This is a genomic window from Corynebacterium sp. LaCa54 (assembly GCF_046717495.1).
In the GTDB taxonomy this organism is placed as follows: Bacteria; Actinomycetota; Actinomycetes; order Mycobacteriales; family Mycobacteriaceae; genus Corynebacterium; species Corynebacterium kefirresidentii.
Window position 1 is genome coordinate 1,434,474 of record NZ_CP177115.1, and the last position, 23,502, is coordinate 1,457,975.

Annotated in this window: 24 protein-coding genes; 8 read left to right on the forward strand and 16 right to left on the reverse strand. The window is 59.3% G+C overall.

Annotated elements, in window-relative coordinates; translation table 11 throughout:
• Positions 1-106: 106 nt before the first annotated feature.
• Together ACLI1M_RS07005 and hflX are read right to left on the reverse strand one after the other, a co-directional pair.
• Positions 107-1,387, reverse strand: a complete 1,281-nt coding sequence (locus tag ACLI1M_RS07005; RefSeq protein ID WP_248098684.1) for a uracil-xanthine permease family protein — start codon at positions 1,385-1,387, stop codon at positions 107-109.
• Between the two features lie 30 nt (positions 1,388-1,417).
• Positions 1,418-2,911, reverse strand: a complete 1,494-nt coding sequence (gene hflX, locus ACLI1M_RS07010) for a GTPase HflX (protein WP_023021372.1) — start codon at positions 2,909-2,911, stop codon at positions 1,418-1,420.
• A gap of 75 nt (positions 2,912-2,986) precedes the next feature.
• On the opposite strand from hflX, the gene ACLI1M_RS07015 reads away from it, so the two are divergent.
• Positions 2,987-3,784, forward strand: a complete 798-nt coding sequence (locus ACLI1M_RS07015) for a hypothetical protein (protein ID WP_023021371.1) — start codon at positions 2,987-2,989, stop codon at positions 3,782-3,784.
• A 35-nt stretch (positions 3,785-3,819) separates the two neighbouring features.
• Entirely contained in the window at positions 3,820-4,425 is a 606-nt protein-coding gene (locus ACLI1M_RS07020; RefSeq protein WP_034655392.1) for a hypothetical protein, read from the forward strand.
• Between the two features lie 23 nt (positions 4,426-4,448).
• On the opposite strand, the gene dapF is transcribed toward ACLI1M_RS07020, so the two are convergent.
• Genes dapF through ACLI1M_RS07035 form a run of 3 tightly spaced genes read right to left on the reverse strand, consistent with a single transcriptional unit; the run spans position 4,449 to position 6,810 of the window.
• Positions 4,449-5,309, reverse strand: a complete 861-nt coding sequence (gene dapF / locus ACLI1M_RS07025; RefSeq protein WP_411706488.1) for a diaminopimelate epimerase — start codon at positions 5,307-5,309, stop codon at positions 4,449-4,451.
• A 5-nt stretch (positions 5,310-5,314) separates the two neighbouring features.
• Positions 5,315-6,211: a tRNA (adenosine(37)-N6)-dimethylallyltransferase MiaA gene (gene miaA, locus ACLI1M_RS07030; protein ID WP_023021368.1), complete on the reverse strand. Its 897-nt coding sequence runs from the start codon at positions 6,209-6,211 to the stop codon at positions 5,315-5,317.
• Entirely contained in the window at positions 6,211-6,810 is a 600-nt protein-coding gene (locus tag ACLI1M_RS07035; protein ID WP_023021367.1) for a hypothetical protein, read from the reverse strand. The genes miaA and ACLI1M_RS07035 overlap by 1 nt, the downstream gene beginning before the upstream one ends.
• Positions 6,811-6,946: 136 nt before the next feature.
• Here ACLI1M_RS07035 and ACLI1M_RS07040 point away from each other — a divergent pair, with 136 nt between their 5' ends.
• Together ACLI1M_RS07040 and ACLI1M_RS07045 are read left to right on the forward strand one after the other, a co-directional pair.
• Positions 6,947-8,251 (forward strand): DUF349 domain-containing protein, encoded by a 1,305-nt coding sequence (locus tag ACLI1M_RS07040; RefSeq protein ID WP_023021366.1) that lies wholly within the window; start codon positions 6,947-6,949, stop codon positions 8,249-8,251.
• Positions 8,251-9,381, forward strand: coding sequence for a GNAT family N-acetyltransferase (locus ACLI1M_RS07045; RefSeq protein WP_248098688.1), 1,131 nt, complete (start codon positions 8,251-8,253; stop codon positions 9,379-9,381). Before ACLI1M_RS07040 ends, ACLI1M_RS07045 begins: the two co-directional genes overlap by 1 nt.
• 40 nt (positions 9,382-9,421) lie before the next feature.
• On the opposite strand, the gene ACLI1M_RS07050 is transcribed toward ACLI1M_RS07045, so the two are convergent.
• The 5 genes from ACLI1M_RS07050 to ACLI1M_RS07070 all read right to left on the reverse strand — a co-directional run bounded on the left by ACLI1M_RS07050 (position 9,422) and on the right by ACLI1M_RS07070 (position 13,861).
• A complete protein-coding gene (locus tag ACLI1M_RS07050; protein ID WP_023021364.1) occupies positions 9,422-10,048 on the reverse strand; it encodes a hypothetical protein in 627 nt (208 codons plus the stop codon).
• A 22-nt stretch (positions 10,049-10,070) separates the two neighbouring features.
• Positions 10,071-11,633 (reverse strand): tRNA (N6-isopentenyl adenosine(37)-C2)-methylthiotransferase MiaB, encoded by a 1,563-nt coding sequence (gene miaB / locus ACLI1M_RS07055; protein ID WP_023021363.1) that lies wholly within the window; start codon positions 11,631-11,633, stop codon positions 10,071-10,073.
• 45 nt (positions 11,634-11,678) lie between these two features.
• On the reverse strand, positions 11,679-12,281 hold the full coding sequence (recX, locus tag ACLI1M_RS07060; protein ID WP_023021362.1) for a recombination regulator RecX: 603 nt from the start codon (positions 12,279-12,281) through the stop codon (positions 11,679-11,681).
• 48 nt (positions 12,282-12,329) lie between these two features.
• Positions 12,330-13,463 (reverse strand): recombinase RecA, encoded by a 1,134-nt coding sequence (recA, locus tag ACLI1M_RS07065; protein WP_248098724.1) that lies wholly within the window; start codon positions 13,461-13,463, stop codon positions 12,330-12,332.
• Positions 13,464-13,645: 182 nt separating this feature from the next.
• Complete coding sequence (locus ACLI1M_RS07070; protein ID WP_248098731.1) at positions 13,646-13,861, reverse strand: DUF3046 domain-containing protein; 216 nt, start codon at positions 13,859-13,861, stop codon at positions 13,646-13,648.
• Positions 13,862-14,024: 163 nt separating this feature from the next.
• On the opposite strand from ACLI1M_RS07070, the gene ACLI1M_RS07075 reads away from it, so the two are divergent.
• Genes ACLI1M_RS07075 through ACLI1M_RS07085 form a run of 3 tightly spaced genes read left to right on the forward strand, consistent with a single transcriptional unit; the run spans position 14,025 to position 15,912 of the window.
• Positions 14,025-14,588, forward strand: a complete 564-nt coding sequence (locus ACLI1M_RS07075) for a biotin transporter BioY (RefSeq protein WP_023021360.1) — start codon at positions 14,025-14,027, stop codon at positions 14,586-14,588.
• Complete coding sequence (locus ACLI1M_RS07080) at positions 14,588-15,280, forward strand: energy-coupling factor ABC transporter ATP-binding protein (RefSeq protein ID WP_023021359.1); 693 nt, start codon at positions 14,588-14,590, stop codon at positions 15,278-15,280. The genes ACLI1M_RS07075 and ACLI1M_RS07080 overlap by 1 nt, the downstream gene beginning before the upstream one ends.
• An 11-nt stretch (positions 15,281-15,291) precedes the next feature.
• Positions 15,292-15,912, forward strand: coding sequence for an energy-coupling factor transporter transmembrane component T family protein (locus ACLI1M_RS07085; protein WP_023021358.1), 621 nt, complete (start codon positions 15,292-15,294; stop codon positions 15,910-15,912).
• 80 nt (positions 15,913-15,992) lie between these two features.
• Here the strand turns inward: ACLI1M_RS07085 and ACLI1M_RS07090 are convergent, their stop codons facing one another.
• The 4 genes from ACLI1M_RS07090 to pgsA all read right to left on the reverse strand — a co-directional run bounded on the left by ACLI1M_RS07090 (position 15,993) and on the right by pgsA (position 18,514).
• Positions 15,993-16,853, reverse strand: coding sequence for a PspA/IM30 family protein (locus ACLI1M_RS07090; RefSeq protein ID WP_200288943.1), 861 nt, complete (start codon positions 16,851-16,853; stop codon positions 15,993-15,995).
• Positions 16,854-17,035: 182 nt separating this feature from the next.
• Entirely contained in the window at positions 17,036-17,398 is a 363-nt protein-coding gene (locus ACLI1M_RS07095; RefSeq protein ID WP_023021356.1) for a helix-turn-helix domain-containing protein, read from the reverse strand.
• Between the two features lie 26 nt (positions 17,399-17,424).
• Entirely contained in the window at positions 17,425-17,922 is a 498-nt protein-coding gene (locus ACLI1M_RS07100) for a CinA family protein (RefSeq protein WP_200288942.1), read from the reverse strand.
• A gap of 7 nt (positions 17,923-17,929) precedes the next feature.
• Positions 17,930-18,514 carry a CDP-diacylglycerol--glycerol-3-phosphate 3-phosphatidyltransferase gene (gene pgsA / locus ACLI1M_RS07105; protein ID WP_023021354.1) on the reverse strand — a complete coding sequence of 195 codons (585 nt, stop codon included), beginning with the start codon at positions 18,512-18,514 and terminating at the stop codon, positions 17,930-17,932.
• A 59-nt stretch (positions 18,515-18,573) separates the two neighbouring features.
• On the opposite strand from pgsA, the gene ACLI1M_RS07110 reads away from it, so the two are divergent.
• Complete coding sequence (locus ACLI1M_RS07110) at positions 18,574-18,861, forward strand: YciI family protein (RefSeq protein WP_023021353.1); 288 nt, start codon at positions 18,574-18,576, stop codon at positions 18,859-18,861.
• On the opposite strand, the gene ACLI1M_RS07115 is transcribed toward ACLI1M_RS07110, so the two are convergent.
• Positions 18,858-19,979, reverse strand: coding sequence for a TerC family protein (locus tag ACLI1M_RS07115; protein ID WP_023027867.1), 1,122 nt, complete (start codon positions 19,977-19,979; stop codon positions 18,858-18,860). The genes ACLI1M_RS07110 and ACLI1M_RS07115 overlap by 4 nt on opposite strands.
• Positions 19,980-20,148: 169 nt before the next feature.
• Complete coding sequence (locus ACLI1M_RS07120) at positions 20,149-23,484, reverse strand: FtsK/SpoIIIE family DNA translocase (protein WP_375545476.1); 3,336 nt, start codon at positions 23,482-23,484, stop codon at positions 20,149-20,151.
• Between the last annotated feature and the right edge of the window lie 18 nt (positions 23,485-23,502).

The window sequence follows — 23,502 nt, forward strand, 5'->3', positions numbered from 1 at the left end:
AGCCCATGCGAGCCAGGCACAAGAGCGGTGTGGATAACCCGCGTTGCCCCGTCAACAACATAGCCCGCCGCGGGCGCGCGGCGGGCAACTATCCACAGCAGAAAAATTAGTACTTGGCGGCGTGGCCTTCGCCGACGGAATCGTATAGCTTCTTCATGATCGGATAGGCGACGATAATGCCCACTGAACCCCACGCGATGCCTTCCAGGGAAACCCCACCAACGCTGAGAGTCAGGTTGCCGATACCCGCGATGAGCGCCACTGCGGCCGCGGTCAGGTTAACCGGGTTATTGAAATTGACCTTATTGTCCATCCAAATGCGCACACCCAACATGCCGATGAGCCCGTAAAGCACGATGCAGGCCCCACCAAGAACGCCGGTAGGAATGGTGAAAATCAGCGCGCCAAACTTCGGCACGAAAGCCAGAAGGATGGCGGTAAATGCTGCTACCCAGTACGCGGCGGTGGAATAGACCCGGGTAGCGGCCATCACTCCAATATTTTCAGCATAGGTCGTGGTGCCAGAGCCGCCGAAGCCGCCAGCGAGGGTAGATGCGAGGCCATCGGCGATAAGGGCGTCACCGGCCAAGTCATCGAGATCGCGCTTTGTCATCTCGGAAACGGCCTTGACATGGCCGACGTTTTCCGCGATGAGGACCACCAGCACGGGAAGCGCGACGGCAATGGCGGAGACGTTGAAGGAAGGTGCGTGGAATTGCGGCAGGCCCACCCACGGGGCGGCATCAATGGCCGCGACGGCGTCATCGCCGAGGTTGCCGGTGAGAGCGGCGAAAATCCAGCCCACGACCACGCCGAGGAGAATGGACAGGCGCGAGACCATGCCGCGGCCGGCGACGGTGGCCAGCAGGATTACCAGCAGCGTCACTGCCGCCACGAGCGGCTGAGAGGCGAAGTTCTCGGCCGCATTCGGCGCCAAGTTCAGGCCGATAAGTGCCACAATCGCACCGGTTACGGCCGGTGGCATGACGGCGTCCAACACGCGGCGACCGGCGAACTTTACGGCGACGCCCACCGCGGCAAGGACAAGGCCAGTAACCAAAATGGAGCCGGCCTGCGCGGCGACGCCGTACTGCTGCGACGCCGAAAGAGGTGCGATGAACGCGAACGAGGAGCCGAGGTAGGACGGCAACCGGTTGCGCGTGATAAGCAGGAACAAAATTGTGCCGAGGCCGGAAAAGAGCAGCGTCGTATTGACGGGGAATCCGGTCAAGGTGGGAACCAAAAGCGTAGCTCCGAACATGGCCACCACGTGCTGCATACCGATGCCGATGGTGCGACCCCAGCTGAGTCGTTCTTCCGGCGCCACCACCGCGCCTGGGGCAATCTTTTTACCGTCTCCGTGGACGGTCCAACCTTTTAAGCTCACGAGCCTTAATTATGGATCACCGGAGCTGGTTTAGGAAACTTCCTCCACGATGAATTCAGCGAGCTCACGGGCGGTGGGTGAGGGAAGGCGGACGTCGACAAGCGTGCCATCGGCCGTATACTCCTCGTGGCGCACCGTGCCCTCGGCATGCACGCGTGCCACCACATCCCCGCGCGTGAAGGGAACCTGCAGCTTAACGTGACTATCGCGGGAGTTGAGGAAGAGTTCCACACGCGCGGTAAGCTCGTCGATTCCCTCACCGGTACGGGCAGATACGTAGACGACGTCCTCATGGTCAAGAACGTGGCGCAGCTCAGCAAGCACCAGCGGATCGGCCTGGTCGATCTTATTGATCACGATAATTTCGGGCGGGGCCTGCTCCCCTGTCTCAGAGACGATGTCATAGATGACCTGATTGACCGCCTCAATCTGTTTTAGTGGGAACGGGTCTGAGCCATCGACCACGTGCAGCATAATATCGGCGGCTAGTACCTCTTCCAGGGTGGATTTAAAGGCCTCCACTAGCTGCGTAGGCAGGTGGCGGACGAAGCCGACGGTATCGGTGAAGACGACCTGGCGGCCGTCGGCAAGCGTGGCACGGCGAGTGGTGGGGTCCAATGTGGCAAAGAGCGCGTCTTCCACCAATACCCCGGCGCCGGTCATGGCGTTAATGAGGGAGGACTTTCCGGCATTGGTGTAGCCCGCAATAGCTATCTGTGCAATGGTTGAGCGTTGGCGCTTGGAACGCTTGACCTCACGTGCGGTCTTCATGGCGCGCAGTTCCTTGCGCAGGCGGGCCATCTCCGTGCGGATGCGGCGACGGTCTGTCTCAATTTTGGTCTCACCGGGACCACGCAGGCCCACGCCGCCATTGGAACCGGCGCGGCCGCCTGCCTGGCGCGAGAGGTTGCCACCCCAACCACGGGTATGCGTATACAAGTATTCCAACTGCGCCAATGAGACTTGGGCCTTACCCTCTTTTGATTTCGCATGCTGGGCAAAGATGTCAAGGATGAGCATGGTGCGGTCAATGACCTTGGTGTTAAGCGCACGCTCGAGTGCGGTGAGCTGGCCGGGGTTAAGCTCACCATCGCAGACCACGGTATCGGCACCGGTGGCCTCGACGATATCGCGCAATTCCTTCACCTTGCCGGAGCCGATGTAGGTGCCGGAGTCCGGCTTATCGCGCTTTTGGTAAATCATCTCCACTACTTCGGCGCCGGCGGTTTCGGTTAGCGCGGCCAGCTCGTCCATGGTGGCTTCCACTTCGGCCACGGTGCCTTCGGTCCACACGCCGACCAAAATGACTCGCTCGAGGCGCAGCTTTCGGTACTCCACCTCGTAGCCATCGGTAGTGTCCTCGGCGCGGATGGTGGTCTCACGGGTAACGCGGCGGAAGGCATTGCGCTCTGCCAGATCGAGGTCACCGGTGGTGGGCGTCGCCTCCGGCGTGGCCGGGGCGTCGTTATCGCGAAAGGCGCGGGCGAGGAGATCGTCGTTATTATGCTGGGAAAATTCGGTCATACTACCTTTCATTTTTGCATGTTGCGGCCGAAAGCGGGAATTTCGGATTCTTAGCTGGGTGGACAAGGCGATACAATGGCGGGCATGAACGTTAAGGACACTGGGGTGAAGCAGAATACCGAGATGCAGGCCATTGGCCTCAATTTCGAGCGCTGGCAGGATGCGGTCGAGGCGGCCATCGCCAGCGACCGCTTAGCCGTTACCGGTGAGGTGCGCGGTGGCCAGCTCATTCAGTTCACCGATCCGTCGGGCGCGCAGCTTAATATCCTCGCGGTAGAGCCTTTTGCCACCTTCATCGGCTTCGATGCCGTCACGCAAGGGTTTGCCCACGTGGAGATGGTCAACGATGTCCTGGCCCTGCTGGAAATCATCGATCCTTTCGGCACCACCATCGCCCAGGCCACCGCAAACCTGGCGCAGGGGCCTTTGCTTGTCGACGAACCCTTGCAGCAGTGGCAGCAAATTTCCCTAACCGCCATGGGGCTGGATGTGCGCACCTACGATTCCGCCGCTGCCTATGAGGCGGCCGAGGGCGAGTTCCCCGCGCTCTTCGAATCCGCGGGGGCCAAGGTTATTTCCTCCGGCTCCGGTGCCAAGGTCCCGACCCCTGCCGCCTCCTTTGCCGCACGCGTCATGGAATCTGAGTGGCGCACCAACGAGCTGACCGGGGAGAAATTCGCTCACCTCGTCATGGATGGACTATTCCCCTTCGACCTCTGCCTGCCAGTGGGAGCCGGCGAGCTGCCGGCGAAGGACTCTATCGTGGCCGGTACCGCGATGCTTACGGCGTCTATTGAGCTGCCCAGCGGCGGTTGCGGCGATGGCGCTGGCTGCGGTTGTGGCTCCGGTGGCTGCGGCTGCGGCGGCCATTAGAACGGACATAAAGGCCTGGTGAAATAGCTGTGTGGATGCCCTTCCCTGAAAATGCGAGGAACCGGCGGGTAATGGTTCTCGTGCTGATCCTGGTGGGATCAGTGGCGGTTGTGGCAACCCTGAAAGTCTCCGGGGTTTTCATTGCAGCGCTGCTCATCGCGGCGGCGCTGCTTATGCTGCATACCCGGCCGGATGCCTCAGAGCAGGCAGCCCTGCGCAGTTCTATTCGCCTTTCGGCGGAAGACATCGAAGACGTCGTGGCGGAATACGAGGACTTCCGCTCCTCCGCGGACGCAGAGAAAATGGCTGACCGCACGCTCTACCGGCCGGCGCTTTTAGATTTGGATTGTTCCGACCCCACCATCCAAGCCTTCCATTACGAGCTTTCCGGCGCCCGGCGGTTCCTGCGTCGGTTGAACTTGCGCGTTAATGCGGAAGAAATTAGCACCAACGAGTTGGAATCTTTGCTCAGGGTCACCGATGAGCGCGCCCGCGAACTGAAAGAAACGTGGTTGTCTGCCCGCCGTGCTGCCTTCGCGCTCGGGCCGAAGTATGAAAAGAACGAAGTAGAAAATCGCGCGCTGCGCCGCCAAGAACTCGAAGAGCAAGCCTTCGAGGAAGGCGAAGGGCGCAGCGCCTAAACACTAGCCAGACACGAGGCGGTCTACAGCGAGGTCTCGCCGGTAGCGACGATCGCGGAAGGTCCGGTCAAGCGCGAGCCGCCCTCGTAAATATCGACGATAACTTCCCCGCCCGGTACGTGTACGTGCACGGTGCCGTGGGGGGTGCTGGTGTGGTCAACGGCGGCGTCGGCAAGCGCGGCGGTCGCTGCCGCCACAGTGCCGGTGCCGCAGGAGCGAGTCTCTCCTACTCCGCGCTCGAAGACACGCATGTGCACGTGGCCGTCGCACAGTGGAGTCACCAGCTCGACGTTTACGCCATCCGGGAAGAAAGCATCATCGATGACGGGCTTTTCCAGAGTCTTTGCCGCAAGCTCCTTAGCCTCCAGCCCCGGCAACACGGCCGCCAGGTGGGGATTTCCCATGTCTACGCCCAAACCGGCATATTTTTCCCCCGCCATGGATGCGGTGGACACGCCAATTACTTCGGCCGAGCCCATCTCCACCGTGACCTCGGCCGCGTGTGCATCACACGAATGGACAGTAACGAGCTTGGCACCCGCCCGAGTGCCGATGGTGAACTTATCTTCGTCCACCAGACCGCGCAAGCGCAGCCAGTGGGCGAATACGCGGGTTCCGTTGCCGCACATTTCGGCCACGGAGCCATCGGCATTGCGGTAATCCATGAACCAATCATCGGGCGCAATGCCCTCGACCAGTTCGGCGATTTCACCGGCTGCGAGCAAAGCATCGGCGCGCACGACGCGCAGCAAACCATCGCCTCCGATACCGGCGCGGCGATCGCACAGCGCCGCTACGCGCTCGGGACTAAGCGGCGTGGCAGCCGCGTGGTCTTCCACGATGACGAAGTCATTTTCAGTTCCATGACCCTTGGCAAATTTCATGTTCCCTACCCTAGCGCGCGCAACGCCTGGGCGGCCGTATCGCCTGCAGCATCCAGCCATGTAATGCGCTTATCGCGGTTGAACCAGGAGCGCTGACGGCGCACATACCGCCGCGTCCCGGTAATGGTGCGCTCTACCGCCTCATCCCACGTGAGTTCGCCGCGCTGGGCTTGAAATACCTGGGCATAGCCGATGGCGCGGCCAGCGGTGGAATCAGCCACCAAGCCTTGTCCTTGGAGATTCTCCACTTCCTCGATAAGCCCACGCTCAAACATCTGGCGCGTGCGCAGCTCAATGCGCGGATTCAACCAGTCCGCGGTGGTGCGCAGCCCCAAGAGGCGGGTTCCCCACCGCGGCGGGGCGTCCTTCGGCGGCTGGCTGGCCTTATAAGGCTTGCCGGTTAGTTCAATGACCTCGAGCGCGCGGACAGTACGGCGTGGGTCCTTATCTTCAATAATGGCGGCCGCGGCCGGATCCACCTGCGCCAGCTCCTCATGCAACGCGTCCGTGCCGATTTCTACGCGCCGCGCCTCGTACTTGGCGCGCACGGCAGGGTCGGTGGGTGGGAACTGCCAGTCGTCGACAAGCGCTTGGGCATAAAGCATGGAGCCACCGACCAGAATAGGCGTTTTGCCGCGGTCCATGATGCCTTCCACGTCCGCGATAGCATCGCGCTGGTAGCGCGCCACGGAAGCGGTCTCGGTCACCTCCCACACATCGAGCTGATGGTGCGGGATCCCCTCGCGCTCGGCCGGGGTGAGCTTGGCGGTGCCAATATCCATGCCGCGATATAACTGCATGGAATCGACGTTGACCACCTCTCCGTCTAGTTCATGCGCAAGCGCCAGACCTAAGGCAGATTTTCCGGAGGCGGTGGGACCAAAGACTGCAATCGGGTGCATTAGACCTCCCATCCTGCGACATAGCGGCCAACGCCCAAGGTGGCATCGGTGGCCAAAAGCTGTGCTTTCTTTGGCCGCAAGCCCGCCAATTCCTCCCACATTGCGGGTTCTATGACGCCGCGCTGGGAAAGCCACTCACCTGCCCTGCTTGCCGACGCCCCCATCAGCACCTCCTCGCACCACTCGTGCGCCGCCTGGGCGTCTGGAACAAGCGCCAAGGGGGCGCGATCGGTTAGGCCTGCACTGCCATCTGCCACGACGATGGTCAGCGCCGCTGGATCCGGCTGGCCGATAGCCTCCCGACTACCGCGGACGCTAAGCTGCGGCACGCTGTGTAGTACGTAGCGCGCCATTATCTCGGGCAAAAAATTGCCGCCGCCCAGGTCCGTGGCTGCTCCCCAGGCCTGCAAACTGCCGGTATGGGCGGTATACCAGCGCTGGTCTTGGCTGCCAACGATATCCACGGCTGTGATACCGTCCGCGGCAGCCTCCACCGCAAGGGAGCGAGCAGCGGCGAGCAGTGCGCGAGAGGCAGCGTCATGAGCGGAAAGCTCCACGGCCAGCGCTGGTGAGGCTGGCATTACCATGAGATTGAACATTATTTCTCCATACTATCTACCCAAGTGGAGGTAATTAAATAGAATCTGGGCGCGCGCGAGATATTCGCGGTAATGTATCCAATGATTTTATCCGGCAGCCGTGACGCGCGGCGATCTATGCATAGGAGGGCTTGTCATGTCTCCCATCCCTACCCCAGGTTCCATGCCCAAAAAGGGCCCTCGCCCCACCGCAAAGCCTGTTCCCGTTCAGGCCCCACGCAACAATGACCCGGCCAAGTGGGGCCGGGTCGACGCAGATGGTTCCGTCTTCGTTTCTGCTCCAGAGGGCGAACGCAAGATCGGCGAGTGGAAAGCCGGTACCCCCGAGGAGGGCCTTAAGCACTACGGCGCGCGTTATGACGATCTATCTACCGAAATCGAGCTGCTCGAGGCACGCCTACGCGCCAATCCTGATGAGGCCGTCGGCATTAAAAAGACCGCAGCGCAGTTGCGCGAAACCCTAGCTACTGCTTCGGTCATCGGAGACATCGCTGCCTTGGATCGGCGCCTTAGCGCGGTGATTGAACACTCGGTAGAAGCCGGCGAGCAGGCGCAGGCCGATAAGGAGCGTCGCCGCGAAGAAGCAATCGCTGCCAAGGAAAAGCTGGCGGCTGAAGCAGAAGAAATTGCTGAAAACTCCACCGAGTGGAAGGCCGCTGGCGACCGCATCCGCGCCATCTTGGAGGAGTGGAAGCAGATTAAGGGTATCGACCGTAAGACCGATGATGCCCTGTGGAAGCGCTACTCTCGCGCCCGCGATTCCTTCAACCGCCGCCGCGGCTCCCACTTTGCTGAGCTGGACCGCGCCCGTGCGGTTGCCCGCAAAAAGAAAGAGGAGCTCGTCGAGCGAGCCGAGGCCATCCAGGATTCTACCGATTGGGGTCCCACCGCCCGCGCCTACCGCGATTTGATGACCGAATGGAAGGCCGCCGGCCGCGCTCCACGCGAGGTGGACGATAAACTCTGGGCCCGCTTCCGCGCCGCCCAGGACAAGTTCTTCAATGCTCGCAATGCCGTCAATGACGAGCGCGACCGCGAATTCGCAGAAAATGCCAAGGCCAAAGACGCCTTGATTGCAGAATACGACGGTCAAATCGATCCTGCTAAGGGAATCGAGGGAGCTAAGGCCAAGCTGCGCGAGTTGCAGGAAAAGTGGGAAGAGATCGGCTTCGTTCCCCGCAAGCAGGTGCGCGAATACGAGTCCAAGATCGCGGCGCTGGAGCAGCGCGTAACCGATGCGGAGAAATCTGAATGGCGCCGCACCGACCCAGAGGCGCAGGCACGTGTGGCACAATTCCAGGCGAAAGTCGATGAGTTTAAGTCTCAGGCCGAGGCGGCTGAAGCCAAGGGCAATGCAAAGAAAGCCGCTGATCTGCGCGCTCAGGCCGAGCAATGGCAGGCTTTTGCCGACGCCGCCGCTAACGCCGTCAACGATAAGTAGTGCACCTCGTCCACATTGCGCGTCCACCGCGGCCGCCGCACGCATCTCCCGCTGACGCACGGCCCAGCGAACCAGCGGATTGCATTCGCAGCTTCGTCTTTTGGGCCAACTTGGCGGCCCAAGAAGCAAGCGGCGATGCCGCGGCATCGACGTCACCGGGCCGCGTGGTCCAGCGCCTGCAGGGTTCTAGCGAATCACAGACCCATCTCTTTGCCGTAGTGGACGGCGACTCCACTCTGGGCGAGGTCTCTGAGCTTGGGCTGCCGCTAATACCTGCGGTGGAGCCCAGCCCAGAGCTGGACTACCTCGGATTCATCCACCTCAGCCTGCCGCTTTTAGAAGAGCGCGAAACCGCCGAGATCGAATCCGTGCTGTGCGATCTGCCTCTCCCTGGGCAAGAACTCGAGGAGGAAGGGCAGAAAGTAGCCGAGTGGATGGGCATAAAGGCGCTGGAGCTTGCCCGGAAGCTCGGCCGCACCATTGCGCACGTCTGTCTTCTGCATCCACCGGGGACGGACCCAGACTACGATGTCATGGGAAGCGTCTACCGCCAGCTGGGGTTTAAGCACCGGCATGCGGAACACCAACTCGTGATGGACATCCCCGAAAGCCCCGTGGCGGCACTCCTTCCAGCGGGAATCACCTCGCAAGCGTGGGCTGATTACGACATCCCAGAAAGCTACCTCGACGAGGTCATGCGGCTGCTTACCCTAGCCTCCCAAGACGCGGAGACCGGGGATTTGACGGTGGAGCCCATCGTCTGGACTCGCACGCGGTTGCGCGAAGCCCACAGCCGGCTGCGTTCTCGCCGCGGACATACGTTACTTATCGCACTCACCAGCGAAGAGGGGAAAATCTTCGCGCTGGCAGAAGTAGCCAGGCACGAGGATGCGAATCCTGAGGTAGCCGAGTGGACTTTGGCCGTCACCGATCGTCCGCACCGGCGCCGCGGACTCGCGCAATTAGCCAAGCTCACAGCGCTTCACGCCGTTGCACGCCATTGGCCACAAGTACGTCGTTGCTACGGCTCCGTGGCGGACAAAGACGAAGCGATGAATGCCATCTACCGTAGATTGGGTGCCCGAGAGCTTTCCCGCTCTTGTGCATGGGAGTTGCGATTGCGAGACTAGAGCCGCAGGCGTCACAGATAAAGGCGCGGCGGCGCGCTTTTTACTCGCCGCGTTGGGCGCGGTGACGCTCAGCAGCTTGCTTGCGGCGATTATCCACAATTGGCACCTGCCGCGGCGCCGCGTTAATAGCAGGTTGGAATTCGCCCACCTCATCGAGCTGTCCGGCGGTGGCACGCACTTGAGCCTCGGCAGCCTTTTGCTCTGGGCTGCGGCGCAACGCCACTAAGCAATAGGCCAAAAATGCTAGGAAGGTAGCCAGCATTCCTACCCACATTCCCAGCGATGCCCCGTCAGCGGTAGACCCGCGGAACCAGAAACCCCACAGGTTGGCAAAGAAGGACACAGTCACCAGCATCCAAGCGACAAGTCCAGGCGTAGCTCGGCGGGTAAACAGTGTCACCGGGGTGAGAACGCCCAATCCAAGGAGAGCGAGCCACGCGGAGACGGTTTCCATGAGGGATATTCTGACTCCGCTGGACGTGGTACCGAAGGTCAACGCTTCCCAACCGTGTGAGGGGCCGGCGTAGGGCAAAACCAGGTAGAGGATATAAGCCACCACCGCGATGCACAGTGTGACTTTGTGGCCGCCGAGGTCCATTGTTTGTGCTGCGCGGCGCTCCGCGGTAGCTGCTTTCTGGGCGGCGGTGGTGGGCTTTTCCTCAGTCATGGGTCCCTAGCCTACTCCCCTCTTAGCAACCGCAAGAATCGCCGGATTCAGCGGCCGCTGGCTTTCCAATAGACGGCAATCCCAGACCCACGCCGATGGGCGCCGTCGTCGGGGTCTCACCGGCGGCCGACATGTCGCCGGCCTTGGTGCGGGTGTGGGAGGTAACGGCGGCGTCGGCAAGCAAGAAGAAAGAACCCGCACCGGTGACCTGAGTATGGACCACATCGCCCGGGCGAATCGCGGTGGAGATGTCCGCACCGTCAGAATCAACCGGGGTGAAGTGCACTAAGCGCCCATCACGAGCGCGACCAGTCATGCGGTGGGTCTCATCGTTCTTGCGGCCGCCCTCTGCCTGGACCAAAAGTTCAACGTCTGTGCCGATGAGCTTCTTGTTCTCCTCGGCCTGGATGCTATCTTGCAAAGCAACGAGGCGCTCGAAGCGATCTTGGACGACGTCCTTAGGAATCTGGTCCTCCATATCCGCGGCCGGGGTGCCTGGGCGCGGCGAATACTGGAAGGTAAAGGCAGAGGCAAAGCGGGCGCGGCGCACCAGTTCCATCGTGTCTTGGAAGTCTTCCTCGGTCTCGCCTGGGAAACCCACGATGATATCCGTGGTAATCGCGGCGTGCGGAATCTTCTCCCGTACCTCATCCAAAATCCGCAGGAATTTCTTCGTGCGGTAGGAACGGCGCATGTCCTTAAGAACCTTGTCGGAGCCAGACTGCAGCGGCATGTGCAACTGCGGGCACACGGACGGGGTCTCCGCCATGGCGTCGATAACATCAGAAGTAAATTCCGCCGGGTGCGGGGAGGTAAACCGCAGGCGCTCAAGGCCTTCGATCTTGCCTACCTCGCGCAGCAGCTTAGAGAAAGCGAAGCGGTCGCGCGGCATCTCCGGATCGGCGAAATTAACGCCATAGGCATTAACGTTTTGTCCCAGCAAGGTGACCTCAGATACGCCCTGATCCACCAGCGCTTGGACTTCGGCCAAAATGTCGCCCGGCCGACGGTCCTCTTCTTTACCGCGCAGGGAAGGAACGATGCAGAAGGTACAGGTGTTATTGCAGCCTACTGAAACAGAAACCCAGCCGGCATAGGCAGACTCACGCTTGGCCGGCAAGACGGACGGAAACGCCTCGAGGGAATCGACAATCTCCACTTGGGCTTCATCGTTGTGGCGAGCGCGCTCTAGCAGGGTCGGAAGAGCCGCCATGTTGTGGGTGCCAAAGACGGCATCGACCCACGGTGCATTATCAAGGACAGTGTCCTTGTCCTTTTGCGCCAGGCAACCGCCCACGGCAATCTGCATGCCTGGGTGGTTTTCCTTGGTTTTCTTCAAAGCGCCCAAGGTGCCATAGAGCCGCTTATCGGCATTCTCACGCACGGCGCAGGTATTAAAGACGATAAGGTCTGGCTCTACACCTTCGCCGGCGGCCGAGTAGCCTGCCTCCTCCAAAAGGCCAGAGATGCGCTCGGAATCATGCACATTCATCTGGCAGCCGAAGGTTCGGACTTCATAAGTACGGGTATCTGCGATTGTCTGCTCCACGTCGGCATAGTTTAGCCATGTAGTTAGGCATCTCATAACTGCCGGACTTGGCCATTCCGGCGCTACCCTTCCTTGGCCGTATCAGTCCTCTGCGCGCAGTTCCGCGCACCGCGCGTCAAGCGCTGCGATTGCGATCTGCAATGACATTCCTTCATTGAAGCCGCGGCGTGCCAGCACACCCACGATGCGGCGTAGGGCCTTGTCGCGCTCCTTGCGATCCGGCGGGACAGTCTTAATGGAGCGAGCCTTCTTTTCCGCAAGGGCCTGCGCCATGGCTTGTTCATCGGCAGGGTCAATTTGCTCGAGGGCCTCAGCACGGTCGGCCTCGCTCACGCCCTTTTCCCGCAATTCCCTGTTGAGAACCGAGCTGGACTTGCCGCGCCGCTTATGCCGTTGGCGCACCCACTCGTGTGCAAAGGCTGCGTCATTCACCAGCCCCGCGTGGGCTAAATCATCTAGCACGTCCTCAACGACATCTGGCTCAAACTCGGCCTTTACCAGACGATCATAGAGCTCTTTCCGGGACCTAGAACGCTGATCCAAAAGGCCCAGCGCCCGAGAGCGGACCTTGGCCTTGGCTTCCTCTGCCTCTCGATCAAAAAGCCCGCCCCCAGCTGCTCCATTCTCATAGGCCTCGAGGGCCTGACGGAGTTGGGCGAGCTTTTCGGGGGCGGGCTGATTCATGATGCAGATTCAAATGGTACGCGGTGTGCGGGTGCGGGTTAGACGATTCTAGTCGTCGTCAAAATCGACGTTTGGAACGAGATCAACGGACTCATCGGTCAATGGGTCATCGGCGCCAGGAACATCCATCGCGGCAGCCTCTTCACCCTCGGCCGCAGCCTCGCCGATGCCAAGCTTCTGGAAAATCTTCTGCTCGATTTCATTGGCAAGGTCCGGATTATCCTTCAGGAAATTACGCGCCTTCTCCTTACCCTGGCCCAGCTGGTCGCCTTCGTAGGTAAACCAGGACCCGGACTTGCGGATGAAGCCGTTTTCGACGCCAAGGTCGATGATGGACGACTCGCGAGAGATGCCTTCGCCATACATGATGTCGAACTCGGCAATCTTAAATGGTGGCGAGACCTTGTTTTTTACTACCTTGAGCTTGGTGCGGTTACCGATGGCATCCTGGCCATCTTTTAAGGTCTGGATGCGGCGGATATCGCAGCGCACGGAAGAGTAGAACTTGAGCGCCTTACCACCGGTGGTGGTCTCTGGCGAGCCGAACATCACGCCAATCTTTTCGCGCAGCTGGTTAATGAAGATAGCGGTGGTACCGGAGTTGTACAGGGCACCGGTCATCTTGCGCAGCGCCTGCGACATCAGGCGGGCCTGGAGGCCGACGTGGCTATCGCCCATTTCACCTTCAATTTCCGCCTTCGGGGTAAGTGCAGCAACGGAGTCAACGACAATGATGTCAATTGCGCCAGAGCGTACCAGCATATCGGCGATCTCCAAGGCCTGTTCGCCGGTATCTGGCTGGGAAACCAAAAGGTTATCGGTATCCACGCCAAGCAGGCGAGCATACTGTGGGTCAAGGGCGTGCTCGGCATCGATAAAGGCGGCAATGCCGCCCTCCTTTTGCGCAGATGCGATGGCGTGCAGCGCGACGGTGGTCTTACCAGAAGACTCTGGTCCATAAATCTCCACGATGCGTCCTCGTGGGAAACCACCAATACCCAGGGCAACATCGATTGCGGTATTACCCGAAGAAATGGCCTTAATGGGCGGACGATTATCATCACCCAAGCGCATAACAGCGCCCTTGCCATAATCCTTCTCAATCATGGCCATGGCGGCATCGAGCGCCTTCTGGCGGTCATCTCCCTTAGCTGCGGAAGAAGACTTCTTTTTGGTTGCCATTACTTTTCATCCTTATCTTTAACGACGATGTACTAACGCATAATTAGACTGTCGCGGAACACAAATGGTTCCCTCCGTCAACGCCATCCCACTGTAGACGACTGCACCGACACAACCGCTATTCTACATACATCTGTTCGAATGTCGAAAGCGGACTCGCCGATACTCAGCTCAAAATGGCGCTACTTGCTTGGATAATCTACCCCCAACCTGCGCCCTTGTGGTACATCAAAGTCATTGCACAAACTCAGCCAGACCTTCCGCGGATCGACGCCGCGTTCGATAAGTTCATCCGGCGTCGCCCCTAAGTCAGGCAAGACATGAGAGTGGCTAATCCACTTCCCCTTAGACTCGCCAAATTCATCCACAATGAGCTGGTGATACTCGGTCAATCTCATGCGCGCCATCCTACTCAGCACTAAAGCACGGGCGCCAGCGGTCCAGAAAGTGTCGATTGGGAGCCCGCCGCAATGGCCCCACCTCACAATAATCAGCCTCAGATGAACACCGTTCAAAACCCTCAATTGTCTGCAGTTTTCATGCAGTGCTAACCTCTTGAACATGAAAAAGAACTCTCTGGCAACGACCATTGCCTATGTTGCCGTGTTTACCGCTCTCGTCATCGTCCTTGCCTTCGTGTCCATTCCCATCGGTTCGGCCGGCGTGCCCATCGTGTTGCAAAACGCAGCGCTGATCCTCGCCGGCCTTATTTTGGGTAGCAAGCGCGGCGGTTACGTGGGACTCCTCTTTTTGTTCCTGGGCCTTGCCCTCCCAGTTTTAGCAGGTGGCGGTACCACGCTGCGTGCCTTGGCAGGCCCAACCGCGGGCTACATCATCGGCTATGTTCTCTCGCCAGCGGTTGCAGGTGCAATTGCCTACCGCTCCCCTAAGAACAAGGGTGGCATGGCGGTCATACTTGCCATTGCTGCCATTGTCGGCCTTGCCGTCCAATACATCTGCGGCGCCTTTGGTCTCATGATCCGCTCTGGCTTGGAAATTGGGCCAGCCTTCGCAGCCCAATTGCCCTTCATCCCTGTCGATGCCGGAAAGCTTGTCGTTGCCGTCATCATCGCTCTCGGTGTTCACTCGGCCTTCCCCGATCTGATGGGACGAAAGGCCGCCTAGTGCCCACGATCGAATTTTCCTCGGTTTCGGTAGCTTTTGATGACACCGTGGTGCTCGAGGACATTAACCTCACCCTCACCGAACAACGCATTGGCATCATCGGCCAGAATGGTGGCGGAAAATCCACCTTGACCAGGCTCATTAATGGGTTGGGCGAGCCTAGTGCCGGTACGGTGACGGTGGACCAGATGGACGTCGCCAAGCAGGGCAAAAAGGTGCGCGAAAAGGTGGGCTTTGTCTTTTCGGATGCCGAAAACCAGATTGTCATGCCCAATGTGCGCGATGACGTCGCCTTTTCGCTCCGCCGTTTTAAGCTGCCCAAACACGAGCGCCTCGCCCGCGTGGATGCTGCCCTCGAGCGCTTCGGACTCGCCGAATTTGCTGAGCGCTCACCGCATACGCTCTCCGGCGGACAAAAGCAGCTCCTCGCGCTGGCAGCGGTCATGGTCATCGACCCGATTCTCATCATCGCTGATGAGCCCACTACCCTGCTGGATCTGCGTAACCGCGATCGAATCAAAAGAGAATTCGCGCGATTGGAACAGCAACTAATTGTGGTGACGCACGATCTGGAATTTCTGCGCGATTTTAATCGGGTCATTTGCATCGATGACCACCGCATCGCCGCGGATGGCCGACCGGCGGAGGTCATAGATTTTTACCAAGACCTCATGGCCCAGCGGCCGCTGTAGGGAGAATTGTCATGCAACGACGCACGAATCTCCCACTTTCCGTCTATGTTGATGGCACCAGTTTTGTTCATCGCATCAAACCCAGTTGGAAGATCGCATTCCTCTTAGTCTTTATCCTTGTTACCAGCATCTTTTTCAAGTCCATTCCGTGGGCAGCAGGCGGGGTCATCTTCGTTGTCATCCTTTATGCTTGCGCTCGGATCCCACTGGGCATTGCGTGGAGTCAAATCTGGCCGCCTCTCTTTTTCCTAGTCCCGTTGGCAGGCTTTCAATGGTGGGCAAAGGACTTCGACTATGCGGCGGTGATGTTCCTCAATGTCTTCGCCGCTATGATGGCTGCCTTCTTGCTCACGCTGACCTCCACGGTAGATGAAATCATGGAGTCGCTGGAAGAGTCGCTGCAGCCCCTAAAGCGACTAGGAATACCGGTAGAAAACATCAGCTTGGCTATGTCACTGACTATTCGGCTCATCCCGCTGATGTTTGAAACCGTCTATGAAGTCCTAGATGCCCGCAAAGCGCGCGGTGCCGGGATGTCCCCGCTGGCGTTTGGCACCCCCGTTATTATTCGCTCCATCCGGCGAGCGCGCGCGATGGGGGAAGCGTTGCAGGCCCGCGGCGTCGGTGACTAGCAGCGTAAGTTATCGCCTCCCTTGCACCACCAAATGATGGCCAAGGGAGGCGATAACTTTTTAAAAGACAGTCGAGGGTTTTACTCCCCACGCAACTCACGCAGACGGGCCTGTACAGCATCGTTGTTGGCACTGCCTGGCTGGGCAGCGCTGTCGGCAGCAGAGCCAGAAGCTTTATTGCCCTCAATGGCCTGAGCCTTATTGGCTTCCACGGACTTAGAGGAGTTCATTTCACTGCGAATCTGCTCCAAGCGGGAATGACCGGCCATCTGTATGCCCGCCTGCTGAACCTCGGCCATGCGGTTTTCCACGGAGTTCTCAGCAAGCTCGGCCTGGCCTAGCGCCTTGGAGTAACGGCGCTCAATCTTATCGCGCACAGCATCCAGAGACGGCGTATTGCCATTGGCAGTTAGCTCGTTCATGGAGTTCAAAGACTCAGAGACCTTTTCCTGCATTTTTGCCTGCTCCAGCTGGGAAAGCAGCTTGGAGCGCTCATTGACCTTTTCGCGCAGCGCGGCGTTATTACGCTGAACCGCATTCTTGGCCTTTTCTGCCTGCTGTAGTGCCTGGTCGTGCAGCTTCTTGGTATCCTCCACGGACTCCTCAGCCGTAACCAGCTGGGCGGCGAAGGCCTCTGCCGCGTTCTCGTACTCCACGGCCTTATTTTCATCGCCCTTAGCACGGGCCTGATCAGCCAATTCCAGAGCCTGGCGAGCATTGCCCTGCAGCTTTTCTACCTCTGCCAAGCGGCGGTTAAGCTGCATTTCCAGCTGACGCTGGTTACCAATCACGGCGGCCGCCTGCTGAGACAGCTCCTGGTGCTGGCGCTGAGCATCCTCAATAGCCTGCTCGATCTGCACCTTCGGATCGGCGTTTTCCTCGATCTTATTATCGAAGAGTGCCATCAGGTACTTCCAGCCCTTAACAAATGGGTTCGCCATGGTGTGCTTCAACCTTTCTAGGTTAAAAATGTGCGTAATGTTCTGCTGTTTATACTAGCGAAGCGCTGTTTCCACCGCTTGCACTCCCCGCGGTCGCGGGCGCTTGCCGACGCCCCCTTAACCACCACAGCCGACCCTCCTCGCGAGAGAATAGGCCGGCTGTTGACATAGACCGCTGTGTGCTAGAGCTCTGATGCGGCAGGTGCCGTATGGGCTAGCTCCTCATCCATAGAGGGCAGGGCCATGTAACCGGCTGCTTCAATCAATACGTCAGAGACCGAGCAATCTAGCGCGTGGCACACAGACGCAAGGAGCTCAGAGGAGACCTCCTTGCGACCGCGTTCGAGCTCTGAAAGGTAACCCGGCGACACGCGGGCCACCCCGGCCAATTCGCGCAGGGTCACTCCCTTGTCCGCGCGGAAGGCGCGCAGCGTCAACCCAAGAGCCTCACGCAAAAGCGGCTCAGGAGTACGAGCAGTGGCGGGCGCCGCTGGTGCAGTAGCGCCGTTTACCGAGTGTTCGAGGACTGCAGTAGAAGTGTTCATCACTATGGTCAACGCTCCTTGTCTCGCTATTGTTCCCGCAGTGCCGGATTTTCTTCCACAGTTGCGCACAGTAGACGAAAGGCGGCTGCGACCGTGGCCTCTCTAATTTCGTTGCGCTCCTTGCCCAAACCGGATAGCAGCTGGGAGAAAGCGACTCTACCAGGAGAATAGATGCCGATATATACGGTGCCCGCCGGCTTGCCTTCTTGTAGGTCTGGTCCTGCCACTCCGGTAAGGCCTATTCCCCAGTCCGCAGCGGTTTCTGCCACCGCTGCGCGGGCCATTGCAAGGGCGGTCTCCCCAGAAACCACTCCGGCAGCTTCGATATCGGCTACCGGTTGGTGCAAAAAGTGGGATTTCACCTCGGTGGCATATGTTATAAGCCCTCCGCGCAATACAGCCGAAGCTCCAGGGACAGAAGCGACCGTGGCGCTGGCCAACCCAGCAGTAAGTGACTCACAAAAGGACAAAGTCTCGCCGCGCTCGGTGAGCTCGGACACGAGGCGGGTTGCCATGGTGCTCATGAACTACCTAGCTATTCTGCTTCTTGCCGTCAATGAGGTACTGGACGCCGGTAACTAAGGTCACCACTGCAGCCAACAGCATCACTAGGAAGGTAGGAACGTTCATCCACTCCGGCAACGGCCACAGATACAGCCCGACTGCCAAGGATTGCAATACAGTCTTCAGTTTGCCGCCCTTCGAAGCAGGTACCACCTTGCCGCGGCGCAACAACACCATACGCCAGATGGTGATACCGAACTCACGGATGAGAATGACCACGGTAATCCACACTGGCAGCACCCCGATGATGTTGAGGCATACCAGTGCGGTAGTCATAAGCGCTTTGTCCGCGATGGGATCAGCAATCTTGCCAAAATTGGTGATAAGGCCACGGGCACGTGCGATGTCCCCGTCGAGCTTATCTGTGAGCATTAAGGCCGTGAATAGGCCAAAAGCCCACCATTCATGGCCGGCAATGACCAGCCATGCGAAAACCGGAATGAAAAGAATGCGCAGGCTGGTGAGAATATTTGGCAGGTTCCAATTGGACACCTGCGGATTCACATCCGAGGATTGCGCTGACTGTGTTCCGGGTTGATTCACGTTATACATACTACCTGTTAGCACCAAGCACCTGCGCTTGGATGCCCCTGCATTTTAAAATGCCAAGCATGAAGTATTTTGCTGTTAGCTACGACTACAACCCCAATAATCCTGAGATTGCTAAGGCTCGCCCCGCGCACCGCGAGTTTACCGCGCAACTTTTTGAGGAGGGCACCATCATTGCCACCGGCCCCTTGACGGATTCCAAGGGCGGCGCGCTCATCATTGCGGGGCTTGCCGACGACGCCGTGGTCGCCGACGCCATCGCCCTCATGGACAAAGACCCCTTCTACCAAGCCGGCTGCATCACCGGCCGCAGCTTCCGCGAATGGAATCCCGTAAACGCCCGCTTCTAGTGTGGTAGCTCTTCCTTGGGCAGGTCTTCGGCCTTGCCCACGAATTCGCCCTTCTTGTTCCGGACGATCTTATTGCCCTCCTCGTCCCAGTCGAAGTGATTGTGCGATACCGGTACTCCGCCTTGGTTCTCATCGCGTTTGTTTTTAATAATCGAGGCGATAACCGTAATAACCAGGACGCCCACGATCACGATAAGTGAGGTGATGGTGGAAAATTCTGGGATCGACTCCACGTTCTCGCCGCCGTTGACAAACGGCAAGTTATTCTCATGCAGCGCATGGAACATGAGCTTTACACCGATGAAGCCCAAAATGATGCCCAAACCATAGGGCAGGTACACCAAGCGGTCCAGTAGGCCATCCAGCAGGAAGTACATCTGGCGCAAGCCCATGAGGGAGAAAGCATTCGTGGTAAAGACCAAGAACGCTTCCGAGGTAATACCGTAAATGGCCGGAATGGAGTCGAAGGCAAACATCACGTCGATAAGGCCGATGGACACCAACGCAATAAAAAGCGGGGTGAACGCGAATTTACGCTTGCCCGAAGAATCTTCCACGCGGTGCGTAAGCTTATCGCCGTGGTAGCGCGGGGTGACGTGGACTACCTTGCGGATCAGCTTGATGATGCCCATATCATTGGGATCGGTTTCGGGGGCGTCCCGAATCTCGTCGACGATGAGCTTGATTGCTGTGTAGATAAGAAATATCGCGAACAGGTAGAAGATATCGGACCATGCCGCGATGACCGCAGCACCCAAAAGGATAAACACCAGGCGGCATGCCAAGGCAATAACGATGCCGATGAGCAATACCTTTTGCTGGTACTTGCGCGGGATCTTGAAGGCGCCCATGATAAGCGCGAAAACAAAGAGGTTATCTACGGATAGCGCCTTCTCTGTCACGTAACCCGTGAGGTATTGGATGCCGTGCTCGTGGTCCCATATGGCCCATACGCCGGCACCAAAAAGTAAAGCAATACCGACATAGAATAGGGTCCAGAACCCGGATTCCTTCAGCGTCGGCTCGTGCGGGGTGCGCACGTGGGAGTAGAAATCAAAAACAAAGAATCCAAGAATGACGACGATGGAAATCGCCCAGATCCACAATGGCACATGCATTGGTACATCCCTCCGGTCGAAGATACAACAAAGTGACCGGAGGTCTCCCCCGCCCGGCTAGATAGCTGCAGCCGGGCCGGCACGACCGGGAGCATAACGCTTCCGTGCTGACGATCGGTGCCGAAGGATGGGGTACTCCCCTCCAAGACCCGTCCAACTTTACACGATCTTAGAAGGCACCTGTCGAAGGGTTATACGTTGCCTGGACGGTACGAGTGTCGCCAGCATCGCCCTGCGGGGAGGAATCGGAGCCTGCGGAGGAGGCGTCGGAAGTAGCGGCAGCTTCGTCCTCCTCTTGCTGTTGCATCTCCTCCTGAATTTCCTTTGGCGCCTCGGCAGGGTCGGCGCCCTTGATCATCCAAATGATGGTATCGAGCTCTTCCGGCTTCACTAGGACCTCGCGGGCCTTGGAGCCCTCGGACGGTCCGACGACGCCACGAGATTCCATCAGGTCCATCAGACGACCGGCCTTGGCAAAACCGATGCGCAGCTTGCGCTGCAGCATCGAGGTCGAGCCCAACTGGGCGGTGACCACCAGCTCGACGGCTTCGAGGAGGTCGTCCATGTCCTTGCCAATTTCCTCATCGATTTCCTGCTTGGCCTCGGATTGCTTCTCTTCAGTCACGCCCTCGGTGTAGTTCGGCGCGGCCTGCGACTTGGCGGCATCGACAACCGCCATAACCTCATCATCTGAGACGAATGCGCCCTGCATACGCACAGGACGCTTACCCTGCGGAATGAAGAGGCCATCGCCCATACCAATGAGCTTTTCCGCGCCACCCTGGTCCAAGATAACGCGAGAGTCCGTCAGTGAGGACGTCGCGAAGGCCAAGCGTGAAGGCACGTTGGTCTTAATCAGACCGGTCACCACGTCAACGGACGGGCGCTGGGTTGCCAGGACCAGGTGAATTCCGGCGGCACGCGCCTTCTGAGTGATGCGGACGATGGAGTCCTCAATCTCCTTTGGCGCAGTCATCATCAGGTCCGCCAGCTCGTCGACGACACAGACGATGTACGGGTACGGGCGTACCTCGCGCTCGGAGCCTGCCGGTGCTTGGTATTCGCCGGAGACCACCTTGCGGTTATAGTCCTCAATCTTGCGCACGCGAGCAGCCTTCATATCCATGTAGCGCTGCTCCATCTCCTCCACCAGCCACTGCAGGGCTGCTGCGGCCTTCTTCGGCTGGGTAATGATGGGCGTGATCAAGTGCGGAATGCCCTCGTACGGGGTAAGTTCCACCATCTTCGGGTCCACCAGGATGAGGCGAACCTGCTCAGGGGTGGCTCGGGTTAGCAGCGAGACCAACATGGAGTTGACGAAAGCGGACTTACCGGAACCGGTAGCACCGGCGACCAGCAAGTGCGGCATCTTTTGTACCGAGAACGAGGTGTATTCGCCTTCGATATCCTTGCCCAATCCAATAAGCATCGGGTCAGGAGAGCTAGTCATGCTGGGCGCATCAAGCACCTCACGCAGGTGTACCATCTCGCGGTCTGGGTTGGGAACTTCAATGCCAACAGCTGACTTGCCGGGGATAGGCGTCAGCAAGCGCAGGTTGTCCGTGGCTACGGCGTAGGCGAGATTGGACTGCAAATTCGTAATCTTGGATACCTTGACGCCTGGCCCCAGCTCGATTTCATAACGGGTCACTGTTGGACCACGGCTGAAACCGGTGACTTGCGCATCCACCTTGAACTCTTCAAAGACATCAGTAATGGCCTCGATAATGCGGTCATTAATCTCGGTGCGCTCCTTGGCTGGGGTTCCCGGAGTCAACAAATCCGTAGAAGGAACCGCGTAATTCTCGTTGCCAAACTGTGCGGCGGGCGCGGCGGCGGGCGCCTCAGCTGGCGCGGGCGCACCGGCACTACCCGTTCCCGCTCCTGGTTCGGCCGTCGGTTGAGAGCTATCCACCTGCGCGCCGGTCGTTGCATCGCGTCCAGAACGTTCACGGAAGAGCTGGCGAGCCTTCTCGTGCGCGGACGATACTGCATCCGCGCCTCCTTGTGCAGCGGACCCAGCGGCACCTGCGGCAGCACCTGCTACCGCGGCTCCAGCGGCTCCGGCAGCACCGGCACCTGCAGCCTTAGCTGCGCCACGTGCCGCCCCTGCAGCTCCCGCAGCGCCAGCGGCTGCCCCCGCAGCCGATCCCACAGCGGAACCGGCGGCGGTACCCGCTGCTGAAGCAGAGCGAGCAGAGTCAAATGCGGAGCGCTGGCCAGCGGTGCCCAGAACGCGGGTCGGCTCCGAGTCTACGGAGTCTGGCTGGGCCGGCGAAGACGCAGCAGGACCTTCTACGACTGGAATCTCATCGGTATCCTCAATATCGCGCGAAACTGGCTTCTCCGCCGGAGTGGACACGGACTGAAAGCCGCCACGCGTTGGCGCGCTAAAGGTACGGGTTGCTTCGTCCTCCTCCGCCGCAGCGGGGGACTCTGTGGGATAAGAGGAACCACGCGGAGAGGGGCCTTCAGTGCGGCCTCGGAAAGCGCGCAGGCTTCCACCGCGTTCAGAGGTTCGGCGCTTGGCTGCAGGTCGGGCCGGGCGGGTGCTGCGCTCACGCCCTTCCGCAATATCATCGATATCGCCGGTGACGTGTCCATAGAGGTCATCGCCTTCGTCTTCGTAATAATCTTCATCCGCACCGCCAAAGCGAGAGAAAGCTGCAGCGATGGCATCAGCCACCAACTCATAAGCCTCGCGGATGGTGATTCCGGTGACCAAAAGGGCGCCGTAGATAATGACGAGGAAAAGCAACGGCACTGCAACGAAGGAGGTAAAGGCAGTCTCCAACAGGCCACCAATGGCATAGCCGATTACTCCGCCCGCGCCACCGGCACTTTCCGGGGTAAAGCCAAGTTCAGGGGTGCCAGCAAAGATATGGATCAAGCTGAGCATGGCCAATACAATGACGCTAATTCCGCCCACAATGCGCGGCTTAAAATGCCCCGCCGGGCCGGAGATATCCATCATCAAGGCAATGGCCAAAGCCACTAAGGCCACTGGCAGCACCCATGCGCCCGCACCAATGACATAGCGCACGATATTGCCCACCCAGGCACCTACTTGGCCAGCGACACCGAACCAGACCGTAGCCGCGAGCACGATGGCAATACCGATGAGCACGAGTGCCACCGCATCGGGATTTTTCACCTGAATGCCGCGCGACTCCGACTCACCCAATTCCATGGTCGAAGGGTGTTCTTCCGCTGCTTCATCATTGGCACGAGTAACCTTGCTTTTCTTTTTATTCTCCCCGCGTGCAGAAATTTCTTCCGGCTCCCTTGTCGTCTCGTACTCCTCGGTGTCATATACGTCTTCGCTCGGCTTCAGCCCGGCCATTCCATGGCTTACACCTCGCGCCATGTTTCCCATGCCGCGCGCCGTGGCACCAAACACTGCGCCCAAGCCCTTGCCGACGGCCCGGAACGCACTACCAGTGCGCTCCTGTGAGGTCGCTGCAGCACGCCGATGCGAGGACGTCATAGCCAAGGTTTCCGGCATGCCAGCACCGGACCGGCT